The sequence below is a fragment of the Arthrobacter cavernae genome, assembly GCF_017368795.1.
Taxonomy (GTDB): Bacteria; Actinomycetota; Actinomycetes; order Actinomycetales; family Micrococcaceae; genus Arthrobacter; species Arthrobacter cavernae.
In genome coordinates, this window is sequence record NZ_JAFNLL010000004.1 from 355893 (window position 1) to 376824 (window position 20932).

A 20932-nucleotide genomic window follows, 5' to 3' on the forward strand; every position below is an offset into this window, starting at 1 on the left:
CCCGTAGTTGAGAAAATTTGTTGGGGCAGGAATCGTCAAGACTCAGGTGTGCCGTTTCGGCCGCCGTTCGTAGACCATCGAAAGAAGTGCACGGCGCGTGTTCAATTCACTCTCTGACCGGTTGACAGCAACCTTCAAGAATCTCCGTGGCAAAGGCCGCCTCTCCGAGGCCGACGTCGATGCCACCGTCCGGGAGATCCGCCGCGCCTTGCTGGACGCGGACGTTGCCGTGCCTGTGGTCCGCGAGTTCACCGGCCGCATCCGGGAGCGCTCCCTCGGCGCCGAGGTTTCCGGTGCACTGAACCCGAGCCAGCAGATCGTCAAGATCGTCAACGAGGAACTGGTCGAGATCCTCGGCGGCGAGACCCGGCGCATCCGGCTGGCGAAGACCGGCCCCACCATCATCATGCTTGCCGGCCTGCAGGGCGCCGGCAAGACCACCCTCGCGGGCAAGCTCGCGAAGTGGCTCAAGGCACAGGGCCACAGCCCCGTTCTCGTTGCCGCCGACCTTCAGCGTCCCAACGCCGTGACCCAGCTCCAGATCGTCGGCGAGCGCGCGGGAGTCCCCGTCTACGCCCCGCACCCGGGCACCACCGTGGACCTCGACGTCCCCGCCGGCGACCCGGTCGCCGTCGCACGCGGCGGCGTCGACGAAGCCCGCCAGAAGCTGCACGACGTCGTGATCGTGGACACCGCCGGCCGTCTCGGCGTCGACGCAGGAATGATGGACCAGGCCCGCCGGATCCGGCAGGCCATCATCCCGAACGAAGTGCTGTTCGTGATCGACTCCATGATCGGCCAGGACGCCGTGAACACGGCTATGGCCTTCGATGAAGGCGTCAACTTCACAGGCATCGTGCTGTCCAAGCTCGACGGCGACGCCCGCGGCGGCGCCGCCCTCTCCGTCGCGTCGGTCACCGGCAAGCCGGTCATGTTTGCGTCCACCGGTGAAAGCCTGGACGACTTCGAGCTCTTCCACCCGGACCGCATGGCCTCCCGCATCCTGGACATGGGCGACGTCCTCACGCTGATCGAGCAGGCCGAGAAGAACTGGGACAAGGACGAAGCAGCCCGGATGGCGAAGAAGTTCGCCGACCAGGAAGACTTCACCCTGGACGACTTCCTGGCCCAGATGCAGCAGATCCGCAACATGGGCTCCATGAAGAAGATGCTCATGATGATGCCGGGTGCGCAGAACATCCGCCAGCAGCTGGAGAACTTCGACGAACGCGAGATCGACCGCGTCGAGGCGATCGTCCGCTCCATGACCCCGCACGAGCGCGTGGCACCGAAGATCATCAACGGCTCCCGACGCGCGCGCATCGCCAAGGGTTCCGGCGTCACCGTCTCCGAGGTCAACGGCCTGCTGGAGCGTTTCGCGCAGGCCCAGAAGATGATGAAGAAGCTGGCCCAGGGCGGCGGCATGCCGGGCATGCCCGGACTGGGTGGTCCCGGCGGCCGCAAGGGCGGCAAGAACGCACCGAAGAAGAAGGCACGCTCCGGCAATCCGGCCAAGGCAGCCCAGGAACTGCGCGAGGCCGAGGCCAAGCGCACCGCAGCCGCCGCGGCAGCGCCCAGTGGTGCCGCCTTTGGCCAGGGCGCAGCGGACTTCGACCCCTCCACACTGAACCTGCCCAAGGGCTTCGACAAGTTCCTCGGCAAGTAGGCCGGACCGGTGCCGGGGCCGTGCCATAGGGTGAAACCATGCAAAAGCAGCGCGTAGTCTTTGTGCACGGCGCCGGCAGTTTCGGTGCCGCCGCCTGGCCCAGGCAGCACGGAATGGCACTGGCCTACGACGCCCTGTTCCTGCGGCGCCACGGCTTCGACCCGGCTGCCGAGCCGGTGGAGTCTGATGTTGCCAGGGACATCTCCATCGTGATCGGCGCCATCGCGGACAACCCCGCCGGCGGGCACGTTGTGGCCCACGCCGAGGGCGCAATCTCCGCCATGCTCGCCGCCATGGCCCGGCCGGACCTGGTCCGCTCCCTCACCCTGGTGGAGCCGGCCTGCCTGTCCTTGACGGCGGAGCTGCCCGCCACCGCCGCCTACCGGGCCCTCATGGAACCGCTGTTCAACGTCCGGCACCAGCTCAACGATGACGACTACCAGCGCGATTACGTCCGCCGCGCCTTCTCCACGGAGCCGGGCGGGCTCGACACTCCGGAGGCCCGGCGCACCGCACGCCGGCTCCGGCTCCAGGCCCCGCCGTGGGAGGCCCCGCTGCACATCGTCCCGGGCGTCCCTACCCTCGTCCTCACCGGCGGCTGGGAGCCGTTGTACGAGGAAATCGCCGGCTACCTGCAGGAAACCGGTGCCCTCCGCCGCGTTGCAGCAGGAGGACACCGGCCCCAGGATTCACTCGAAGGAGACCGGATCATCCGCTCCTTCCTGGCTGATGTCAGCCGTTCCCTCTCAGCTCAGGCTTCCTGACTTGCCCCCGCTTGACGCCGCAGCCGGGGCCGGAAGCTGCAGCTCCGGCAGGTAGACCTTGCCGCCGGAGGCCAGGAATTCCTGGCTCTTTTCCCGCATGCCGCTGTACAGCTCGGCGATGGCAGCCTGGGATTCGGCGGAACCGTACTCGTCGCGGATGTCCTGGCTGATGCGCATCGAGCAGAACTTCGGTCCGCACATGGAGCAGAAGTGCGCCGTCTTGGCAGGCTCGGCCGGGAGCGTCTCGTCGTGGAAGGCCTCGGCGGTGACCGGGTCCAGGGACAGCGCGAACTGGTCGCGCCAGCGGAATTCGAAACGTGCCTTGGACAGGGCGTCGTCGCGTTCGTTGGCTCCCGGGTGTCCCTTGGCAAGGTCGGCGGCGTGGGCGGCGATCTTGTAGGTGATCACGCCGGTCTTGACGTCGTCCTTGTTCGGCAGGCCCAGGTGTTCCTTGGGCGTGACGTAGCAGAGCATGGCCGTGCCGTAGCGGGCGATTTCCGTGGCGCCGATGGCGGAGGTGATGTGGTCGTAGCCGGGGGCCACGTCCGTGACCAGCGGGCCCAGCGTGTAGAACGGGGCGCCCTTGCAGAGTTCCTGCTGGCGTTCCACGTTCTCCCGGACCAGGTGGAACGGGACGTGGCCCGGACCTTCCACCATGACCTGGACGTCGAATTCCCAGGCCCGCTGCGTGAGCTCCGCCAGGGTGTCCAGCTCGGCGAACTGGGCGGCATCGTTGGCATCCGCCGTCGCGCCCGGCCGCAGGCCGTCGCCGAGGGAGAACGCGACGTCGTACTTGGCGAAGATCTCGCACAGTTCATCGAAGTGCGTGTAGAGGAAGTTCTCCTCGTGGTGAGCCAGGCACCAGCCGGCCATGATGGACCCGCCGCGGGAGACGATGCCGGTGACGCGGTTGGCCGTGAGCGGCACGTAGCGCAGCAGCACGCCGGCGTGGATGGTCATGTAGTCCACGCCCTGCTCGCACTGCTCGATCACCGTGTCGCGGAAGATTTCCCAGGTGAGCTTGTTGGCCTCGCCGTTGACCTTCTCCAGGGCCTGGTAGATGGGCACGGTGCCGATCGGCACGGGGGAGTTGCGGATGATCCATTCGCGGGTGGTGTGGATGTCATCGCCGGTGGACAGGTCCATGACGGTGTCCGCGCCCCACTGCGTGGCCCACTGCAGCTTGTCCACTTCCTCGGCAATGGAGCTGGTCACGGCGGAGTTGCCGATGTTGGCGTTGATCTTCACCAGGAAGGCCTTGCCGATGATCATCGGCTCGGATTCCGGGTGGTTGATGTTGTTCGGGATGATGGCGCGGCCGGCAGCCACCTCGCTGCGGACCAGCTCAACATCGCAGTTTTCGCGCAGTGCCACGAACTGCATTTCGGGCGTCACCACGCCCTGCCTGGCGTAGTGCATCTGCGTGACGGTCTTGCCCTCGACAGCGCGGCGGGGCACCGGCTGCGCGCCCTTCCACTCCGCCGAGGCGGCGCCGCGGCGCACGGCCGACTTGCCGTCGTCGAGCAGGTTCCGTTCCCGGCCGGAATAGACCTCCGTGTCCCCGCGCGATTCGATCCAGGCCGAGCGGAACGGCTCCAGGCCCACCACGGGATCGCTGCCCGGACCGGCGGTGCGGTACACCTGCAACGGCGCGTTGGCTTCCCCGTTGGGGGAGGGCTCCAGGGCGATCTCCGTGACGGGAACCCGGATGCCGTTCTCCGGGTCCTCAAGGTACGCCAGGGAGTGCGACTTCAGCGACTGGGTGACGTTGCCGGTTTCGTTTTGGATAGGGCTGTGCTGTGTTTCTGTGGTGCTCAAGGATTACTCACTTCCTTCGCCGGCATTACCCGGACAGGTTCAACGGTCGCAGGCAGCGTTAGCCTGATCTCAGCCCATGCATGGGCCCCCGTGTGGTCGTAGACGAAGCTACCACAGGCAGGGACCGGCATGCGCTGGATCACAGTCGTATTGCGTGCGGATTAGGATTTTGCCCATGGGCAGCATCATCGAATTCAGTGGGACCGTTCTTACCGCGGTGGACCAGGAGCAGCGCGGGCTTTGGTCCGTGGACGGGCTGCTGACCTTCGAACGGCCTGCGGCGGCTCCCGACGCGGTACTGGACGGCTGGGTGTTGCCCGGCTTCGTTGACGCGCACTGCCATGTGGGCCTCGGCAAGGGCGGCGCGGTCGACCAGGAGACCGCGCTGGCGCAGGCCACGGCAGACCGCGACGCCGGGACCCTGCTGATCCGCGACGCCGGCTCGGCCAGCGACACGCGCTGGATCCAGCAGCGGCCGGAGCTTCCCCGGCTCATCAGGGCGGGGCGCCATATTGCCAGGAGCCGCCGCTACATCCGGGGACTGGGCGAGGAAGTGGAACCGGCGGACCTCGTTGAGACCGTCCGCAAGCAGGCCCGTGCCGGCGATGGCTGGGTCAAGCTGGTGGGCGACTGGATCGACCGGGGGACCGGGGACCTCGCGGCCTGCTTCCCTGCGGCGACAGTCAAGGATGCCATTGCCGCCGCACATGACGAGGGTGCACGGGCCACGGCGCACTGCTTCGCGGAGGACACCATCGATGACATGCTCGACGCCGGGATCGACTGCATCGAGCACGCCACGGGCCTGCTCCCGCGGCACATTCCGCGGCTGATCGGGCAGGGCGTGCCGATCGTCCCCACCCTGGTCAACATCGCAACATTCCCGGACATCGCCGCCCAGGCCGCCGGAAAGTTCCCCGTCTACGCGGAGCACATGACCAGGCTGTGGGAGCGCCGCAAGGAGCGCGTGCTGGAAGCTTTCGAAGCCGGCGTTGCGATCCGCGCGGGGACGGACGCCGGCAGCGTCCTCCGGCATGGCCGGATTGCCGATGAGATCCTGGCACTGCACGACGCCGGCCTCCCGGCTGCCGCTGCCCTCGACGCCGCTTGCTGGGGAGCGCGGGACTGGCTCGGTGCCCAAGGTATCAGCGAAGGTGCCAGCGCCGACGTCGTGCTCTGCGCGGACGACCCCCGCTTGAATCTGGCCACGGTGCGCGGCCTCAGGCACATCGTGCTGCGCGGGAACATCATCCGGGCGGATTCCGCCGGTTAGGAATAAATTGAAGCTTCAAGTAATTTAGATAGGTAGAGGATGCCGAACGTCGGCACCAACAGGACCCGGGAGCTTCGCATGACCACACCATCCAGCCAGGACCTTCTACCTGCCGAACTCACCATGGGCACCGTCATGCTCAAGGTCGGCGACATGAAGCTCATGAGCGCCTACTACCAGGACGCGCTGGGCCTGGATGTCGTGGCCGAGCAGGACGGCGGCGTCTACTTCGGCCGCGTCGGCAAGCCGCTGGTGCACCTTTCCCCGGCGGCCGGGCTCCACATCCCCGGACGGGGCGAAGCGGGACTGTTCCACACCGCCCTGCTGTTCGAAGACCAGGCCGCGCTCGCCGCCACGGTTGCCACCGCCGCGCAGTTCGCGCCGCAGGCCTTCGCCGGCAGCGCCGACCACCTGGTCAGCGAGGCCTTCTACTTCACCGACCCGGAGGGCAACGGCATCGAGCTCTACTATGACAAGCCCCGCGAGGGCTGGCAGTGGAACGGTGGCACGGTTGTCATGGACAGCCTCCCGCTGCCCCCGCAGCGCTACCTCCAGCAGCACCTGAGCGAAGACGCGGTGAGCGGCCAGCGCGTGACGAACGCCGGCGTCGGGCATGTCCACCTCCAGGTAGGCGACGTGCAGACCGCGCAGAACTTCTACGTGGACACCCTCGGCTTCGAAAAGACCGCCGGTTGGCACGGGCAGGCGCTGTTTGTTTCTGCCGGCGGCTACCACCATCACATGGCCATGAACGTCTGGAACAGTCGCGGAGCTGGTCCCCGCAAGGACACCCTGGGCCTCGGGGAAGTCGTGATCGAGGTTCCCTCGGGCGACGACGTCGGCGCCCTGGCCGACCGCCTCGCGGTCGCCGGCATCGCGAGCCACCACACCGGGCTGGAACTGCGCTTCGAGGATCCGTGGCGCAACCGGCTCCGGGTGGCCGTCCGCTAAGGGGCTCCACGGCTGCACCGTGCTGGTTGTGAGGCTAGGCTGGGCTGTGACGGTGCGGCGCCATCCGGCTGCCGTGCCGGCACCCTGCCAGCATCACGGTCCGTCAGCATGAAGGAATGAGAGTACTTTCCATGGGTTTTGCCGAAATCTTTGTTGCCACCCACGCTGAAGCACTCAAGCGGGCGTCAGCCCTGGAAAAGGGCGCGGCCGCCACAGGCGCCGCCGTCAGGATCCAGGGAATCAGCGACTTCGAAGTGGAGCAGCTGGGTGACCTTGCGGGCAAGGCGGTCCATGCCGCCGGCGCCGACTACGAACTCGCCCTGGTGGACGTCACCAGCGACGCCCTGCTCGGCGTCCCCGATGCCATGGTCCGGGCCCTCGCCGAGCTCCTGAGCTATGAAAACGAAGGCGAAGGCAACGTACTGGAGGAGGTTGCCGATGGCTGGGCCGGCCAGGACGACATGCCGTTCGGCGCCGAGGAATCGCGCCGGTATGTCCAGCAGCTCGCAAAGCTGGCAGTCGAGGTGGAATCCGCCGACCGTGCGGGCCTCTACGTCTGGTCCGAATAGCCTTTTTTCGCCGTCCGGGGAGCCGCCGGCGAACCGCTGGAGACCCGTCGGGGTGGCGCGGCTCGAAATAGTTCCTGTCATCTGGCACAATGGACAGGTACTTGATCGGCGCGGCCCCTCTCTCCGTGCCTAAATCTTGTCCTTCGAACCCTCTAGTATGGCCCGCCCCACGGGTGCAGAATGCTGGGCTCAACCCCGTTTCAGAAACAGGAGTGACCACAAAAGTGGCCGTAAAGATTCGCCTTAAGCGCTTCGGTAAGATGCGCGCACCGTACTACCGCATCGTCGTCATGGACTCCCGCGCAAAGCGCGATGGCCGTGCGATCGAAGAGATCGGCAAGTACCACCCGACCGAAGAGCCGTCGTACATCGAGGTCGTTTCCGACCGCGCCCAGTACTGGCTGTCCGTCGGCGCCCAGCCGACCGAGCAGGTTTCCGCGATCCTCAAGATCACCGGTGACTGGCAGAAGTTCAAGGGCCTCCCGGGCCAGGAAGGCACCCTGAAGACCAAGGCTCCGAAGGCTGCCTTCGTTGCACCGGAGAAGGGTTCCGTCATCATCCCGGAAGCCATCACCAAGAAGGCAAAGCAGTCGGACGCCGCCGAGGCTCCCGCTGACGCTGAAGCAGAGACCACCGAGGCTGAGTAAGTTGCTGGCAGAAGCGCTCGAGCACCTGGTCCGCGGGATCGTTGACAGCCCTGAGGATGTCAAGGTCAGTGCCAAGAACAACCGCCGCGGGGAATCCCTCGAGGTGCGCGTTCACCAGGACGACCTCGGACGGGTGATCGGCCGCCAGGGACGCACCGCACGTGCACTGCGCACTGTGGTTGCCGCACTGGCCGGTGGCGAGCAGGTCAGGGTCGACGTCGTCGACACCGACCGCCGCCGGTAGCGCGCCCAGCACGACTTGTCTTAGATCCGGCCCCTTCACCGAATACGGTGGAGGGGCCGGACTGCTTTACCCCAAACCCCGCAGTCCGCACCCCGCCGACGGCACTCCGCCCGGCGGGACACGGCACATCCAGAAAACAGAGGAATCCATGCAGCTCCAGGTGGCCCGAATCGGCAAACCCCACGGCATCCGCGGCGAAGTTACCGTCCAGGTGCTCACCGACGCGCCCGGCGAGCGGTTTGTCCCCGGCACGGAGTTTGTTGTGGAGCCGGCCTCCGCCGGACCCCTCACCGTCATCAGTGCCCGCTGGAACAAGGACATCCTGCTGCTCGGCTTCGAAGAAATCGCGGACCGCAACGCCGCCGAAGCAATCCGGGGCGCCAAGCTCTTCATCGAAACCGAAGACATCGACGACGAAGACGACGACGAAGGCTGGTACGAGCACGAGCTTGTCGGCCTCGAGGCCCGCGTCGGCTCGCAGGTGGTCGGCAAGGTGTCCGCGCTGAACACGATGCCGGTCCAGGACCTCCTGGTGGTCGAAGGCGCCGATGGCAAGGAAATCCTCATCCCGTTCGTCGATGAGATCGTCCCCGAGGTGAACATAGAGGAAGGCTACATCCTCCTCACGCCGCCGGCAGGACTTTTTGAGCTCAATGACGAGGCCGCGGGCGACGACGAATCCGGCGAAGAAGCCGACGACGCTGACGACGCCGACGCCGGGAAAGGCGCCTAGATGAGGATCGACGTCGTCAGTATCTTCCCGGAGTACCTCGCGCCGCTGGAGCTCTCGCTCATCGGCAAGGCGCGCCAGGACGGGCTGCTGGAACTGAAGGTCCACGACCTGCGGACGTTCACCACCGACAAGCACCGGACCGTGGACGACACGCCGTACGGCGGCGGAGCCGGAATGGTCATGAAGCCCGAGCCCTGGGCCCAGGCCCTGGAGTCCGTGGCCGGCGCCGGCGCTGCTGAAGGTGCCAGCGCTGCTTCGGGTGACAGCGCAAGTGAAGGCTCCCGCAAGCCGGTGCTGATCGTGCCCTCGCCCGCCGGGGAGCGCTTCAACCAGGCCCTCGCCTACGAGCTCGCCGAAGAAGAACAGTTGGTCTTCGCCTGCGGCCGCTACGAGGGAATCGACGAACGCGTCATCGAATGGGCCGAGGAACACTTCACGGTCCGCCCGGTCAGCCTAGGCGACTATGTGCTCAACGGCGGCGAGGTGGCCGTTCTGGCCATGGTGGAAGCCATCGGCCGGCTGCTGCCCGGCGTGGTGGGCAATCCGGAGTCCCTCATCGAGGAATCGCACTCCGACGGACTGCTCGAATACCCAGTCTTCACCAAGCCCTCGTCCTGGCGCGAACGCGACGTCCCGGCGGTGCTCCTGAGCGGCAACCATGGCAAGATCGCCCAGTGGCGCCGCCACGAGCAGTTCCGCCGGACGGCGGACCGCCGGCCGGACCTGCTCGCGGAGTTCGACGCCGGCTCGCTGAGCCGCGCGGACCGCAACGTCTTCGATGAACTCGGATACGACGTCGTCGACGGCCGCCTGCGGCTGCGCGGCGGGCAAGAGGACTGATTGGCTGGATGCCACCGCGTGTGGCAGAATTAACGCTTGTGTCTACTGGGCTCGCACCTGCCACAGGGGGAGTGTAGCCAACAGCATGACAACCCGGCTCTACCAATCAGTGGCGGAACCGGACTTTGAAAACTTCGGCGGGAATTTCCGGCTGGCCTCCGGGCCCGGGCTTGCCCGCCGTGACCCAAAGTGAATGACCTGTGGCGTTCACCAGGAGTGGATTAATGCATATCCTCGATAGCGTAGATGCAGCCTCGCTGCGTAACGATGTTCCTGAGTTCCGCGCGGGTGACACCCTCAAGGTTCACGTCAACATCATCGAAGGCAAGAACACCCGTGTCCAGGTATTCCAGGGCTTCGTCCTGGGCCGCCAGGGTGACGGCGTTCGCGAAACCTTCACCGTCCGCAAGGTTTCCTTCGGTGTCGGCGTAGAGCGTACCTTCCCGGTACACTCCCCGATCATCGAGAAGATCGAGGTCGTCACCAAGGGTGACGTCCGTCGCGCCAAGCTGTACTACATGCGCGCACTGCGCGGCAAGGCTGCGAAGATCAAGGAAAAGCGCGACTTCAACACCGCCAAGTAGGTCTTTCCGACCAACGCAGCGGGTCCTGGATTCGTATCCGGCCATACCGGAGCGCCGTAACGCAACAGGAACGAATCATGGACCACACAGAACGCCAGCCCCGGAAACAGGGCTGGCGTTTTGCGTTGCTGGCGCTGGTCCTTGCCATCGCCATCAGTGGACTGGTCCGGTCCCTGTGGCTGGACGTGTACTTCATTCCGTCCGAATCCATGGAACCGCTGCTCGGCACCGGCGACCGGATACTGGTCTCGCGCACCGACTACACGGCTGAGCCGGTCCGCCGCGGCGACGTGGTGGTCTTTGACGGGCGAGGCTCCTTTGCCCCGTTGAACAGCGGCAAGGGGCCGTTGGTGGATGCGGCGTCCGCAGCGAGCCAGTGGCTGGGCCTGAGCGGCAGCGACACCACGTACGTCAAACGCGTCATCGGGACGCCGGGGGACCAAGTGGTGTGCTGCGACGCCAACGGGCAACTCACAGTCAGCGGTCACGTGCTTCAGGAACCATACTTGTACCCGGGCGACGTGCCCAGCGCCCAGAAATTCGATGTGGTTGTTCCGCCCGGGCGCCTGTGGCTCATGGGCGACCACCGTTCCCGCTCGGCCGATTCCCGGGGACTCCTCGGCGCACCGGGCGGCGGCATGGTCCCGCTTGAGCGTGTCATCGGACGGCCGGTCCAGATCATCTGGCCCCTTGATAGATTTGCACAAATGCCTCGCCCCGCGCAGGCCGCACCAACTTCGAAGAACGGACAGTAGATGCCGGAGACAACGCCCGGGACACCCGAGCGGCACGACGACGTCCGGCAAAGGGAAGGGACTCCCGCCACGGAGTCGCCGCGCCGCGCCGCACGCAAGGCTGCGCTGGCCGCCGACAGGCAGGCCGCCGAACGGCCCGGCCTGGAGGGTCCCGGCGACAGTGCTGGGGCGCGCGACGAACCAGGGGCCTCCGGTGGCGCGGAGGGGGCTGCGGAAGACACCGGGGAAGGCGCAGGCAAGAACACCAAGTCCGGCAACCCCTTGCTGCTGTGGCTGAAGGAAATCGCCACGGTGGTGGTCATCGCCGTCGTCCTGTCTTTCCTCATCAAGACGTTCCTTTTCAGGGCCTTCTACATCCCCTCCGAATCCATGGTCAACACCCTGGACATCAACGACCGCATCTTCATCAACCTGCTGGTGCCGGAGCCCTTTGCCCTCCAAAGGGGCGACGTGGTGGTCTTCAGGGACGCCCAGGGCTGGCTGCCTGCCGCCGCGCAGAAGCCTGCGGGCCCCTTCACCTGGGTCCAGGACGGCCTGGAATTCGTGGGTCTGCTGCCCGACGACAGCGAACAGCACCTCGTGAAGCGTGTGGTTGGCCTGCCAGGTGACCGGGTGAGCTGCTGCGACGCCAGCGGACGTGTCAGCGTCAACGGCGTCCCGCTGGATGAAAGCTATGTGAACCCTGCCGAGATCCCCTCGCCGATGTCCTTTGACGTGGTTGTTCCCGCAGGCAAGGTCTGGGTCATGGGGGACAACCGCAACCACTCGGCCGATTCGCGCCTCCACCAGCAGGTCAATGGCGGCTTCGTGAACATTTCCGATGTGGAGGGCAAGGCCACCGTCATTGCCTGGCCGGTCAACCGCTGGAACGTCCTGGACAACCACCCGGACGTCTTCCGCAACGTCCCGGCGGGCGCCGCCGCCGGTTCCGACGGCAAGTAGGGCGGGTGACCATGGCCACGGCAGCCACCAAGGAAAGGAAAACCCCGAAGTTTCCCAGCCTGGACGTTGAGCGGACGTTCCTGGCGCCCGGGATCCGCCTGCTGGCCGGCGTCGACGAGGTCGGCCGCGGTGCCCTGGCGGGACCGGTGAGTGTCGGCATTGCCGTTGTCGACCTGGAGAACCTGGCACCCCTGGCCGAGGTCCGGGACAGCAAGCTGCTCAAGCCCGGGGACCGGGACCGTCTGGAACCCCTTGTACGGGAATGGGCCGCAGCGTCCGCGGTGGGCCACGCCAGCGCCCAGGAGATCGACGAGCTCGGCATCGTGGGGGCCTTGCGGCTTGCCGGGACCCGCGCCTGGCTGGACATCCTGGCAGGCGGGGTGAGCCCCGACGTCGTGCTGCTTGACGGCAGCCACAACTGGCTCTCGCCCGTGGTCCAGGCGTCCCTGTTCGACACCGGTCCGGCGGGCCCGGCGTGCGAGGCGCCTGTGCACACCCGCGTGAAGGCGGACATGAGCTGCCTCAGCGTCGCCGCCGCCAGCGTGCTGGCCAAGGTGGCCCGCGACCGCCTGATGCTTGAGCTTCACGGGGAACTTCCGGTCTTCGGCTGGAACGAAAACAAGGGTTATGGCACTGCCGCGCACCGTGACGCCATCCGGGCCGCGGGACCCAGCGCCTACCACCGGACCAGCTGGAACCTGCTGTAGCCCAGCCGTAGGCCTGCCTCATGGCGCTGGCGGCCGGTGGATGGTGCAAGATGGAACCATGAGCGCCGAGGACCTTGAGAACTATGAAACCGACATGGAGCTGCAGCTCTACCGCGAATACCGGGACGTCGTCGGTTTGTTCAGTTACGTTGTCGAGACTGAACGCCGGTTCTACCTGGCCAACCACGTTGACCTGCAGGCTCGCAGCGCCGACGGCGAGGTCTACTTCGACCTGACGCTGCAGGACGCCTGGGTATGGGATGTGTACCGTTCCGCGCGCTTCGTGAAGAACGTCCGCGTCATCACCTTCAAGGACGTGAACGTCGAGGAACTGCCCCGCAACGAGGACCTCGCCCTGCCCAAGGACGGCGGACTCGGCGACCTGGGCGATCTCGGCAGCTGAGCCGCCCCGCCCGGCGTCCGATTGCCGTCCTGGCCGGGGGGCCGACTGTTCCTCCACACGCCTGCTTTGACCGGGTTTCCCACATAGCCGCATAGACCCCTGCCGCAGCCTTCCTTCCGCCGTCAGGCTGGTAGCGGAGGTGGACATGAGAGCCAAAGACTTGCTCGGCCAGCACGGCGAAATGCTGGCGGCCGGGTTCCTGGAAACACAGGGCATGCGCATTGTGGACCGGAACTGGCGCTGTTCCGACGGCGAAATCGACATCGTGGCGCTGGATGGCGATACCTTGGTGGTGGCTGAGGTGAAGACGCGCCGCAGCACGGCCTACGGCCATCCTTTTGAGGCGGTCGGAGCCGCGAAACTGGCCCGCCTGCACCGGCTCGCGTCATGGTGGTGCCGGGAGCACGAGCTGCGTGTGCCGTACCGCCGGGTGGACGTCGTCTCGGTCATCGACGACGGCGTGGGCGAACCACAGCTCGAACACCTGCGGGGTGTGGGCTAGATGGGCGTCGGACGGAGCTACTCCGTGGCCCTGCTCGGCCTCAACGGCTACATCGTGGAGGTCGAGGCCGACATTGGACAAACCCTCCCCAACTTCGTCATTCTCGGCCTTCCCGACGCCGCCTTGAATGAAGCCAAGGAACGGATCCGCTCGGCGGCCCAGAACTCGGGGATTCCCCTGAGCCGGCGAAAGATCACCGCCAACCTCATCCCGGCCTCGTTGCCCAAGCGCGGCTCCGGCTTCGACCTCGCCATCACCATGGCCGTGCTCCGGGCAGCGGGCGACATCCGCTCCACGGCGAAGACGGTCTTCATTGCCGAACTCGGCCTGGACGGCAGGCTCAGGCCCGTCCGTGGAATCCTTCCCGCCGTCATGGCCGCTGTCCAGGCAGGCTATCCCGAGGTGGTCGTGGCACAGTCGAACGAGGCCGAGGCATGCCTGGTTCCGGGAGCGAAAGTACGCGGATACCGGACCTTGGCCCGGCTTGCCTTTGACTTCGGTGCCGATCCGCAAGACCTGGCCCTCGACTATGATCCCGAGGACAGTCAGCCGGCCGATGAAGAGACGCCGGAGGGGCCGGCCCCGGACCTCAGCGATGTTTCCGGCCAGGGCGAGGCCCGCCGGGCACTCGAAGTGGCAGCCGCGGGCGCCCATCATGTGCTCCTGACCGGGCCTCCCGGTGCCGGCAAGACCATGCTGGCGGAAAGACTCCCGGGACTGCTCCCAGATCTCGCGGACCGGGAGGCCATGGAGGTCACGGCGATCCACTCCTTGTCCGCCGTGCAGGCCTCGGCTGTTTCGTTGGTTCGCCGGCCGCCGTTCGAGAACCCCCACCACAGTGCCACCGCGGCGGCGATCATCGGCGGCGGCTCGGGCCTTCCCCGGCCCGGAGCCGCCTCGCGGGCGCATCGGGGTGTCCTGTTCCTCGACGAGGCGTCAAATCTAGGACATACCTCACGTTTTCGTCAACCTCTACGCGTGCCGAAGGCCCGAAACTGGCTGCCAAAGCCGATAATGGCAGCGTGCTAGGAGAACAAGAGGCCAATGAGCCAGTGGACGGTGGGGCATCGTCAGCAGAGAGCTGGGGGAGCGAACCACTGTGCACGTTCGACCCGGAAACGGGTTTTGCCATGAATCCGAAGGCGTTGGATGAGCTGCGTTGGTACGCTTACCTGAGCAATCCAGATGACGATGAGGTAGGTCTTGAAGGTCTTTATTAGTTGGTCGGGTGAGAAGTCCAAGGACTTCGCGAATGCACTCCGAGACTGGCTCCCATACGTCATTCAAGATCTCTTGCCATGGGTCAGCGACAGAGATATCGACTCGGGCGCCATGTCTATGGCGGAGATTCATCAGCAGCTCGCAGAAGTCACGTACGGGATCATCTGTACTACCAGCGAGAACCAGGCCAGACCTTGGATTAACTACGAGGCCGGGGCGCTCTGGAAGTCCCTTGATAACCAGAGTCGTGTCGTGCCATTGCTGATCGACATTGAACGGGAAGACATCACCAGCCCGCTCGGGAATTTTCAGTCACGTCTACTAACCCGCGCCAGCAATCGCAAGGATGAGTTCTGGCGGCTAATCCGTTCCCTCAACGAGGCGCGTCACCTACCCATCGCAGAAGCCATCATTCAAGATGCGTTTGAACGACAGTGGCACAGGATGGACTATGCCATTACTCATATCGAAAAGAACAGTTATGCCTACACGTCCGTCATGCGCCCCACGGATAAGAAGCTAGAAGACATTCACCAAACACTTCTGAAGTTGGAGCAGGCTCAAAGGCGATCTGCTCAGACTACACTGGATAGCCTTGACGAAATTCTCGAACGAAAGGGCAATATCGGGTTCGGCACATTATCGCAGGAGATGAGCGGCCGTCAAACTTTCTTCGAAAGAACCATTAACGAGAGTCTTATAGCTAGGCAGATACACGACGAGGCGCATGTTCAGCGTGTCGATAAGCATCTATATAATGTGTATACGGTCAACAGGCTCCCTGAGGAGATCAAAAGGTCACTCAGTGCGGCTACGAAGAAGTTTCCAGAGAAGATTGATTTTGAGTATCTCTTGACCATGACCGATGATCCGGGGCCGGACGATCTCTAGCGGATCAATGCCGATACGGCAGACAGCGTCCCTTTATCTGAGAGCTTCAAAGGCAGTCCACTCGCCTGAGTGGACTTCTTTAGATAGTTGATTAGGTCAAACTCGTTCATTCGCTTCTATTATAGCAATTCTCTTATTGACAATAAATAGCATTCACTCATAATGACGGCAGATGTGATCGCAACCCGTGATTGCAGTTGCACATGAGAGAAGGTGAAAGTCGTGGCCTACGTATCAAAGCGTGTGAGCGATCTGACCGGCGTTGAGGCGTCCGACGATAAGTTCGTTGAACTAGTCGTTCGTTCTGCCCCTGGCCTCAAGCATCCCGTAAAGCTCGATGTCCTCCCTGAGGAGATCAAGGGGCTGAAGAGCGCCGGTGAGATCGTGGTTCTCGAAGTCAAAAACGGAGAGACCGAGCAACTCATCGTGTCATTGGCGGAGTGGAAGAAGCTCTCGCCAAAGATAGACGAGATCGTTGCCAATGCACCAGGGCTGAAAGGCCGGCGTCCAGGGTTTCGTCCGGGTTCCTGACTAGGAGGTGATCTCCATCTACAAGTGGTTGAGGGTTGAGCATATTATCGGCTCCCCTCAACCACTTTTTAAATTGCAATTGAAAAAGCCCCTGTCCTAAGACTGGGGCTCCTCCACGATTCATGCTGCAACATGGTTGGCGACTTCGCTTTGTTCGGCTTGTTCCACCTCCTCTGGCATGCCTGCTCTCACGATCCGATCGGCAGTAGCAAATACGCGGCGAACACTCTTCTCATCTGGCTCCTGATTACTCAGCCAGTGTTGAATGTACGCCCGGCTCTCAGCAGAGTCGAACTGATCCACGGAACCAAGCTCATTCATGATCAGATACGCAGATCCCTCGGCCTCGAACTCTTTGATGCCTCGGTGGGTTCGGTACTCGGCCAACTCTTCGACACTGGTATGACCGGCGACGATATGGCTGAGTTCATGTTGAAGCGTCTTGAACGGGTAGACCGCCAGGGGGTTCACGGCGAACTGTCGCCCAACCGAGTACCCCTGGGTGTTGCCGTCTATCAGCTCGTAACCGATCTGTGTAATCCCGAGCTTGTCTAGCGCCCGTTCCTTGCTCCAGTGAGGCGGCTCGTACTCTGGAAGGTCTTCACCCTCAGTCTCAGAGACGCCGAACATTGAAGCCACCAACTTGAAGCCGGTTAGCCTCCGCTCGTCCTGGCCATCCTCGTCCTTCTCCTTGCGGAACATCGGAACGTAGATGACTTTGGCCTTGCAGCCACGCCTTACCTGTCGGTCCAGCGTGAGCCATCCCTTATAGGTGTTCACAGGCTCCATGACACCCTGAATCATCAGTAGTGCCTGGTTGCCCAGTGAGAGCCTTCTAAAGCGGCTGTACGTGTTGCCGGCCTGCCCTGGTAGCTCAAGAGCTGTCCGAAGCAGATCAGACCAGTGTGGGGGCGTTGTTAGCCTCTCGCCGGTCACTGGAATCAATCCTCGGCCGCGACGACACGAACACGTTGAACCGCCGACCACGACTCAGCTTTGCCAAGTGCATAGTTGACCGCTTCAAAGTAGCCCTCGAAGCGGCGCAGATTGCCGTTGAACCTGTTGGCATCGTCGTACGTCTGGAACTCGGCCTTGTAAGACTTCGTTTCAAACAGGAGCTTCACCAGATCCTCCGGCACGTCAGTTGAATCGCCGTTGTTATCCGGTTGACCTACCATCAGTGCTTCGCCAACGATGACATCCATGTGTCGGGCGCTCGGAAAGAGCAGCCACCAGATGAGCGTTGCTCGTCGGTTGATGGGCTTCTTCTCGATCTTGCCTTCCTCGTTCACGAAGAACGTGGCACCAAGTGGGCCAAGGTCGATTACCTCAATGAGGCCACCAACCGCAGCTTGCATGTCTTTGAGGTTGTTCACCTCTAGCTTGTAAAAGGGCTGATCCTCGTCTTGCGGGATCAAAATGGCCTGAACCATCTTGCACATCCTTATCGTGGGTGTTTTGCACAGCCGGTTAGCTGCACATTCACACCCGCGATCAGGCTTTCTTGGTCCAGTGCAGTCGATCTGTCTCCTGGATGTGATGAGGCCGGCACAGGTAGCGGAGGTTCTTCACGTCGAACTTCAGACCAGGGTTAGACCCGCGCTTCTTGATGTGATCGACGTCGAGCCTGGTTGTTACGTTGCAACCCTTGAGGCTACATACGTGGCCATACTTGTTGTCCAGGTAGGGGATAGCCACTTTGTCTCTGAACGTCTCCCACATCCGCGCCTGTTTGCCGCGCTGAGGGATTGGTTTCGAGTTTTTGATAGTGCAGTCGCGGCACTTGTTCTGAATGGTTGTGTAGACGAGTATCTTCTTTCCACATACCTTGCAGCTTCTTTCAACAGGCACATCACCTCCTTAATAATTTTTAGGTTCGCTCGCCGCCGTCGGGTTTCGCAGCCTCTACCACTAAGGAAGAGAGCTACTACAAAAGGGTTCGATGCTGCCAACCTCAACCTTTACGTGGCAGTAGCGACGAGCTGGGTTTGAACGTACGACTCTCGGGTGAGGTGAACTCATACGCCCATCACTGCCGACAAGGTTCATGCCGCATCTCAAAGGGGCACGAGTTGGCTTGTAGGCGGTGATGGTGAGTTGTACATTTGCATGGCTGCCAGTAGCAAGAGGAGTAATCAAAGACACTCAAAGTTTTTAAGTAATTTGCAGCTTACTACTAGCTGGTCTATGTAAGCCGCTGTTGTTCGTATTTCAGGAACCTGCGATGACTAGCATCTTTGAAAGCTTGTTTAAACGTCCACAACCCTCAAGGGGATAACGTCACTTACATAGCCATGAGGTGCACATAAACTCACATCTGCGTTGCCATACCCTCGGAGAAGCTCAACCGGTGCGCTTGCTGCTCGTAAATAGGTCGGTGGTATTGTTCATGTGCCCATGTAAATGCACAACTGATTTTTAAAGTTCAGCGACAGGGTTGCCGTAGTTGTATCTACACGGTCTAGGCGAGCAACGCTTCCTTATCGGTTCTGTTGATCTTGCTCGTCAGGGACGAAAGTCATGAGTATTACGACGAGCACTGTGGCGATCGCCATCGATCCGAGCAACAAGTACGCTACGTAGTCCATTTCAATCCTCCTGTTCCTATGAGCGTTATTACTAGTGTGATTGCTTCCTGTGAAAGTCTTCTGACCCGTTTCAGTTCAGTGAGGCGGCGACTTCTATTTCGTTGCGCTATGCCTTTGAAGAAGTTTGGGTCTTCAGTCTTCTCGAAGTAAATCTTTTGTCCGTAGATATCTGAATGTGTCATGTATCTCCTGTGCCTAGACTATGAGCCAAAGCTATTAAATAGTCAAGGGTATTTTTCGGGAGACTGTGGATAAGTTAGGCCTCCGAAGGGACCCCGACTACGTAACCGAATCCGCGACGTGTCATGATCACAGCCTGCGGATTAGCTCGATCGAGCTTGTTTCGGATGTACTTGACGTAAACCTCGGCGGTGTTGGTCTTCGAGATCTTCGGGAATACGTTGTCGATCAACTCTGACTTCGATACTGGTCGCCCAGGGTCGGCTGCGAGATAGCTGAGCACATCAAACTCCCGACGCGTCAGCTCGATCTGACGAGCCTGATAATGCACCGTTAAGTACTTGCGATTGATCGTGAGGTCTCCAACCACCAGCTCATCTATGTTGTTCATGAATTCTTCTCCTATTTAGTTATTGATGGGCCGCAGCCCCAGCTCAGCACCGCCTGTAAGACAAAACCACTTAGTGCGCTTGGCGCATGTAAGTTATTTGAACGATGCTGAGCTTGAACGACGGCTAGACGAGTCCTGTGTTTACCCGCGCCAGATTGCAGCTGCGACATACGTATTGAAGATCGTAGATCGTCGCGCCCTCATACTTTGTGTGGTGAATCTCGCAGGACTTGTTCTGTGGCTCCTGGCAGATGTCACAGAAGAAAGGTTCTTTCCCAAGCATCGCGAGACAGGCGACGACGTAACGACGAGTGGCTGGATCTAGGTGATGCTCTATGCTGTTTCGCGACGGGCCGACGCGTCCTACGTGCTTCCTGGCGATGTTTCCGACTTGGTCTTTCGTTATGTCAAGGCCGAGACGCTCTTTGACCTTGCGCGCTGACAATCCGGCCCTGGTCAGTTTGACAATATCGGCGTCTCGTTGGCTGAGTGTCTTTACTGCCTGTTTCATACAGATTTAGTACCTAAAATTGAAACGGGCGTTTTGCCTTGTAGTTTTTGGCGAAGTTCGTTGTCCGCGATGTAGCGCTGCATGGTCGGACGGCTGACGTTGAACACGCGAGCTAGAGCTGCAACACCAACTCGCTTTTCAAGCAACTCCATGATCTCGTCGTCTTTTCCGTGAAGCTTGTAGTGCTTATGCTGGAATGAACCAGCAGGCCGGCCCAGGATGACGCCTTCAGACTTTTTACGGGCAAGGGCTTCTTTCGTGCGTTGGCTGATGAGGTCGCGTTCGATCTCAGCTGCAAGCCCGAAGGCGAAAGCGATGACCTTTGAGTTGATGTCATCAGCGAAGACGTAGTTTTGCTTCACCGCGATGACTGTGACGCCTCTATCAATGAAGTACTGGATCGTTGCGAATATTTCACTCAGTCGGCGAGATATGCGGCTGGCCTCACTAACGATGAGTGTGTCTCCGCGTTCAAGCTCAGTCATCAGCTGACCGAGCTTTCGTTCGCTGACATCTCGTCTGCCTGAGACTGTCTCTTCTACGAACTGGTCAAAAGCCAGGTTCGTGCGAGTCAGGTACCGCTCGATCTCGAACCGCTGATTCTCTGCGTCTTGCTTGTCAGTGCTGACGCGCGCGTATGCGATGACTCGCGGCATAACTGGGTGTTCCTTGCGCACCTGGCGCGTTATTCATTTATGTTGCCTAGGGCGCAGGCTGGCGACATAGACTCTCTGGTCTTCGTATGCCGGCACTGTGCCGCTCCTGGGGATCGCTAGGCTTCTTTGACTTCTATCTTTGCCACCACCTTGAGTCCGTCTTCAAGGGGCAGGCCTAGCACTTGGTTACAAAGACTCACAGCGTGCTTTGAAAATGCGTTGTCTGCTGGCATATCGCCTTCATGGATGTTCAGGAACCACTGCTCGCCAGGATTGTGTGTGCCCTTTGTGTAGTACGGGATCGTGCTACATACGTTGGCGACGCTTGTCTCTTTGCCCTTGGCTAATGATCCAACGAGGCATGCGCAGTCACCTTCGTACTGTGATCCATCGACTTCACCGGCAAGTAGCTTCTCTTTGAGGAACGGAACTTCCGCTTTGAGATGCTCCATGATGAAGAGGATGTCGCGGCTGCAAGCCTCGATGAACGCTCGCGGTAGTTTGTCGAGCGTTTGACCGTACAGGTCGGCTCCGTACAGGTCGGCTCCGTACAGGTCGGCTCCGT

General features: G+C 62.2%; 24 protein-coding genes, 1 pseudogene and 1 riboswitch. Of the genes and pseudogenes, 18 read left to right on the forward strand and 7 right to left on the reverse strand.

Annotated features, from left to right (window positions below; translation table 11 throughout):
• Nucleotides 1-97: 97 nt before the first annotated feature.
• Nucleotides 98-1666 (forward strand): signal recognition particle protein, encoded by a 1569-nt coding sequence (ffh, locus tag J1902_RS03460; protein ID WP_207614850.1) that lies wholly within the window; start codon nucleotides 98-100, stop codon nucleotides 1664-1666.
• Between the two features lie 38 nt (nucleotides 1667-1704).
• Nucleotides 1705-2430 (forward strand): alpha/beta fold hydrolase, encoded by a 726-nt coding sequence (locus tag J1902_RS03465; protein WP_207614851.1) that lies wholly within the window; start codon nucleotides 1705-1707, stop codon nucleotides 2428-2430.
• Here J1902_RS03465 and thiC read toward each other — a convergent pair.
• Complete coding sequence (gene thiC, locus J1902_RS03470) at nucleotides 2413-4248, reverse strand: phosphomethylpyrimidine synthase ThiC (protein WP_207614852.1); 1836 nt, start codon at nucleotides 4246-4248, stop codon at nucleotides 2413-2415. The two genes, J1902_RS03465 and thiC, sit on opposite strands and share 18 nt — an antisense overlap.
• Nucleotides 4243-4350: riboswitch (TPP riboswitch) on the reverse strand. It overlaps the preceding gene by 6 nt.
• A 73-nt stretch (nucleotides 4351-4423) precedes the next feature.
• On the opposite strand from thiC, the gene J1902_RS03475 reads away from it, so the two are divergent.
• From J1902_RS03475 to J1902_RS03550, 16 genes and pseudogenes are all read left to right on the forward strand, one after another.
• The gene (locus tag J1902_RS03475; protein WP_207614853.1) at nucleotides 4424-5521 is read left to right on the forward strand and encodes an amidohydrolase family protein; all 1098 of its coding nucleotides are present in this window, start codon (nucleotides 4424-4426) and stop codon (nucleotides 5519-5521) included.
• Between the two features lie 78 nt (nucleotides 5522-5599).
• On the forward strand, nucleotides 5600-6472 hold the full coding sequence (locus tag J1902_RS03480; RefSeq protein WP_207614854.1) for a VOC family protein: 873 nt from the start codon (nucleotides 5600-5602) through the stop codon (nucleotides 6470-6472).
• Nucleotides 6473-6588: 116 nt separating this feature from the next.
• Complete coding sequence (locus tag J1902_RS03485; protein ID WP_242701518.1) at nucleotides 6589-7041, forward strand: hypothetical protein; 453 nt, start codon at nucleotides 6589-6591, stop codon at nucleotides 7039-7041.
• 224 nt (nucleotides 7042-7265) lie between these two features.
• Nucleotides 7266-7688, forward strand: a complete 423-nt coding sequence (gene rpsP / locus J1902_RS03490) for a 30S ribosomal protein S16 (protein WP_207614855.1) — start codon at nucleotides 7266-7268, stop codon at nucleotides 7686-7688.
• Between the two features lies 1 nt (nucleotide 7689).
• Nucleotides 7690-7932: an RNA-binding protein gene (locus tag J1902_RS03495; protein ID WP_207614856.1), complete on the forward strand. Its 243-nt coding sequence runs from the start codon at nucleotides 7690-7692 to the stop codon at nucleotides 7930-7932.
• Nucleotides 7933-8080: 148 nt separating this feature from the next.
• On the forward strand, nucleotides 8081-8665 hold the full coding sequence (rimM, locus tag J1902_RS03500) for a ribosome maturation factor RimM (RefSeq protein ID WP_207614857.1): 585 nt from the start codon (nucleotides 8081-8083) through the stop codon (nucleotides 8663-8665).
• Complete coding sequence (gene trmD, locus J1902_RS03505) at nucleotides 8666-9505, forward strand: tRNA (guanosine(37)-N1)-methyltransferase TrmD (RefSeq protein WP_207614858.1); 840 nt, start codon at nucleotides 8666-8668, stop codon at nucleotides 9503-9505.
• A 224-nt stretch (nucleotides 9506-9729) separates the two neighbouring features.
• The gene (rplS, locus tag J1902_RS03510; RefSeq protein WP_207614859.1) at nucleotides 9730-10089 is read left to right on the forward strand and encodes a 50S ribosomal protein L19; all 360 of its coding nucleotides are present in this window, start codon (nucleotides 9730-9732) and stop codon (nucleotides 10087-10089) included.
• Nucleotides 10090-10166: 77 nt separating this feature from the next.
• Nucleotides 10167-10844 carry a signal peptidase I gene (gene lepB / locus J1902_RS03515; protein ID WP_207614860.1) on the forward strand — a complete coding sequence of 226 codons (678 nt, stop codon included), beginning with the start codon at nucleotides 10167-10169 and terminating at the stop codon, nucleotides 10842-10844.
• Nucleotides 10845-11786, forward strand: a complete 942-nt coding sequence (gene lepB / locus J1902_RS03520; RefSeq protein WP_242701519.1) for a signal peptidase I — start codon at nucleotides 10845-10847, stop codon at nucleotides 11784-11786.
• Nucleotides 11787-11797: 11 nt separating this feature from the next.
• Complete coding sequence (gene rnhB / locus J1902_RS03525; RefSeq protein ID WP_207614895.1) at nucleotides 11798-12493, forward strand: ribonuclease HII; 696 nt, start codon at nucleotides 11798-11800, stop codon at nucleotides 12491-12493.
• A 58-nt stretch (nucleotides 12494-12551) separates the two neighbouring features.
• Complete coding sequence (locus J1902_RS03530; RefSeq protein ID WP_207614861.1) at nucleotides 12552-12896, forward strand: DUF2469 domain-containing protein; 345 nt, start codon at nucleotides 12552-12554, stop codon at nucleotides 12894-12896.
• A gap of 145 nt (nucleotides 12897-13041) precedes the next feature.
• Nucleotides 13042-13398 (forward strand): YraN family protein, encoded by a 357-nt coding sequence (locus J1902_RS03535; protein WP_207614862.1) that lies wholly within the window; start codon nucleotides 13042-13044, stop codon nucleotides 13396-13398.
• Nucleotides 13399-14373: pseudogene (locus J1902_RS03540) on the forward strand (YifB family Mg chelatase-like AAA ATPase); the annotation flags it as partial.
• A gap of 228 nt (nucleotides 14374-14601) precedes the next feature.
• On the forward strand, nucleotides 14602-15510 hold the full coding sequence (locus J1902_RS03545; RefSeq protein WP_207614863.1) for a toll/interleukin-1 receptor domain-containing protein: 909 nt from the start codon (nucleotides 14602-14604) through the stop codon (nucleotides 15508-15510).
• Between the two features lie 222 nt (nucleotides 15511-15732).
• Entirely contained in the window at nucleotides 15733-16041 is a 309-nt protein-coding gene (locus J1902_RS03550; RefSeq protein WP_207614864.1) for a hypothetical protein, read from the forward strand.
• A gap of 120 nt (nucleotides 16042-16161) precedes the next feature.
• Here J1902_RS03550 and J1902_RS03555 read toward each other — a convergent pair whose 3' ends face one another.
• The 6 genes from J1902_RS03555 to J1902_RS03580 form a co-directional block, all read right to left on the reverse strand.
• Nucleotides 16162-16977: an ArdC-like ssDNA-binding domain-containing protein gene (locus J1902_RS03555; protein ID WP_207614865.1), complete on the reverse strand. Its 816-nt coding sequence runs from the start codon at nucleotides 16975-16977 to the stop codon at nucleotides 16162-16164.
• A 5-nt stretch (nucleotides 16978-16982) separates the two neighbouring features.
• Entirely contained in the window at nucleotides 16983-17474 is a 492-nt protein-coding gene (locus J1902_RS03560) for a DUF3846 domain-containing protein (protein ID WP_207614866.1), read from the reverse strand.
• A gap of 61 nt (nucleotides 17475-17535) precedes the next feature.
• Nucleotides 17536-17892: an HNH endonuclease signature motif containing protein gene (locus J1902_RS03565; RefSeq protein WP_207614867.1), complete on the reverse strand. Its 357-nt coding sequence runs from the start codon at nucleotides 17890-17892 to the stop codon at nucleotides 17536-17538.
• Between the two features lie 993 nt (nucleotides 17893-18885).
• Complete coding sequence (locus tag J1902_RS03570; protein ID WP_207614868.1) at nucleotides 18886-19200, reverse strand: winged helix-turn-helix domain-containing protein; 315 nt, start codon at nucleotides 19198-19200, stop codon at nucleotides 18886-18888.
• A gap of 507 nt (nucleotides 19201-19707) precedes the next feature.
• Nucleotides 19708-20367, reverse strand: coding sequence for a recombinase family protein (locus J1902_RS03575; protein WP_207614869.1), 660 nt, complete (start codon nucleotides 20365-20367; stop codon nucleotides 19708-19710).
• Between the two features lie 116 nt (nucleotides 20368-20483).
• Nucleotides 20484-20932 (reverse strand): hypothetical protein (locus tag J1902_RS03580; RefSeq protein WP_207614870.1); only part of this gene is annotated, 449 nt, incomplete at its 5' end.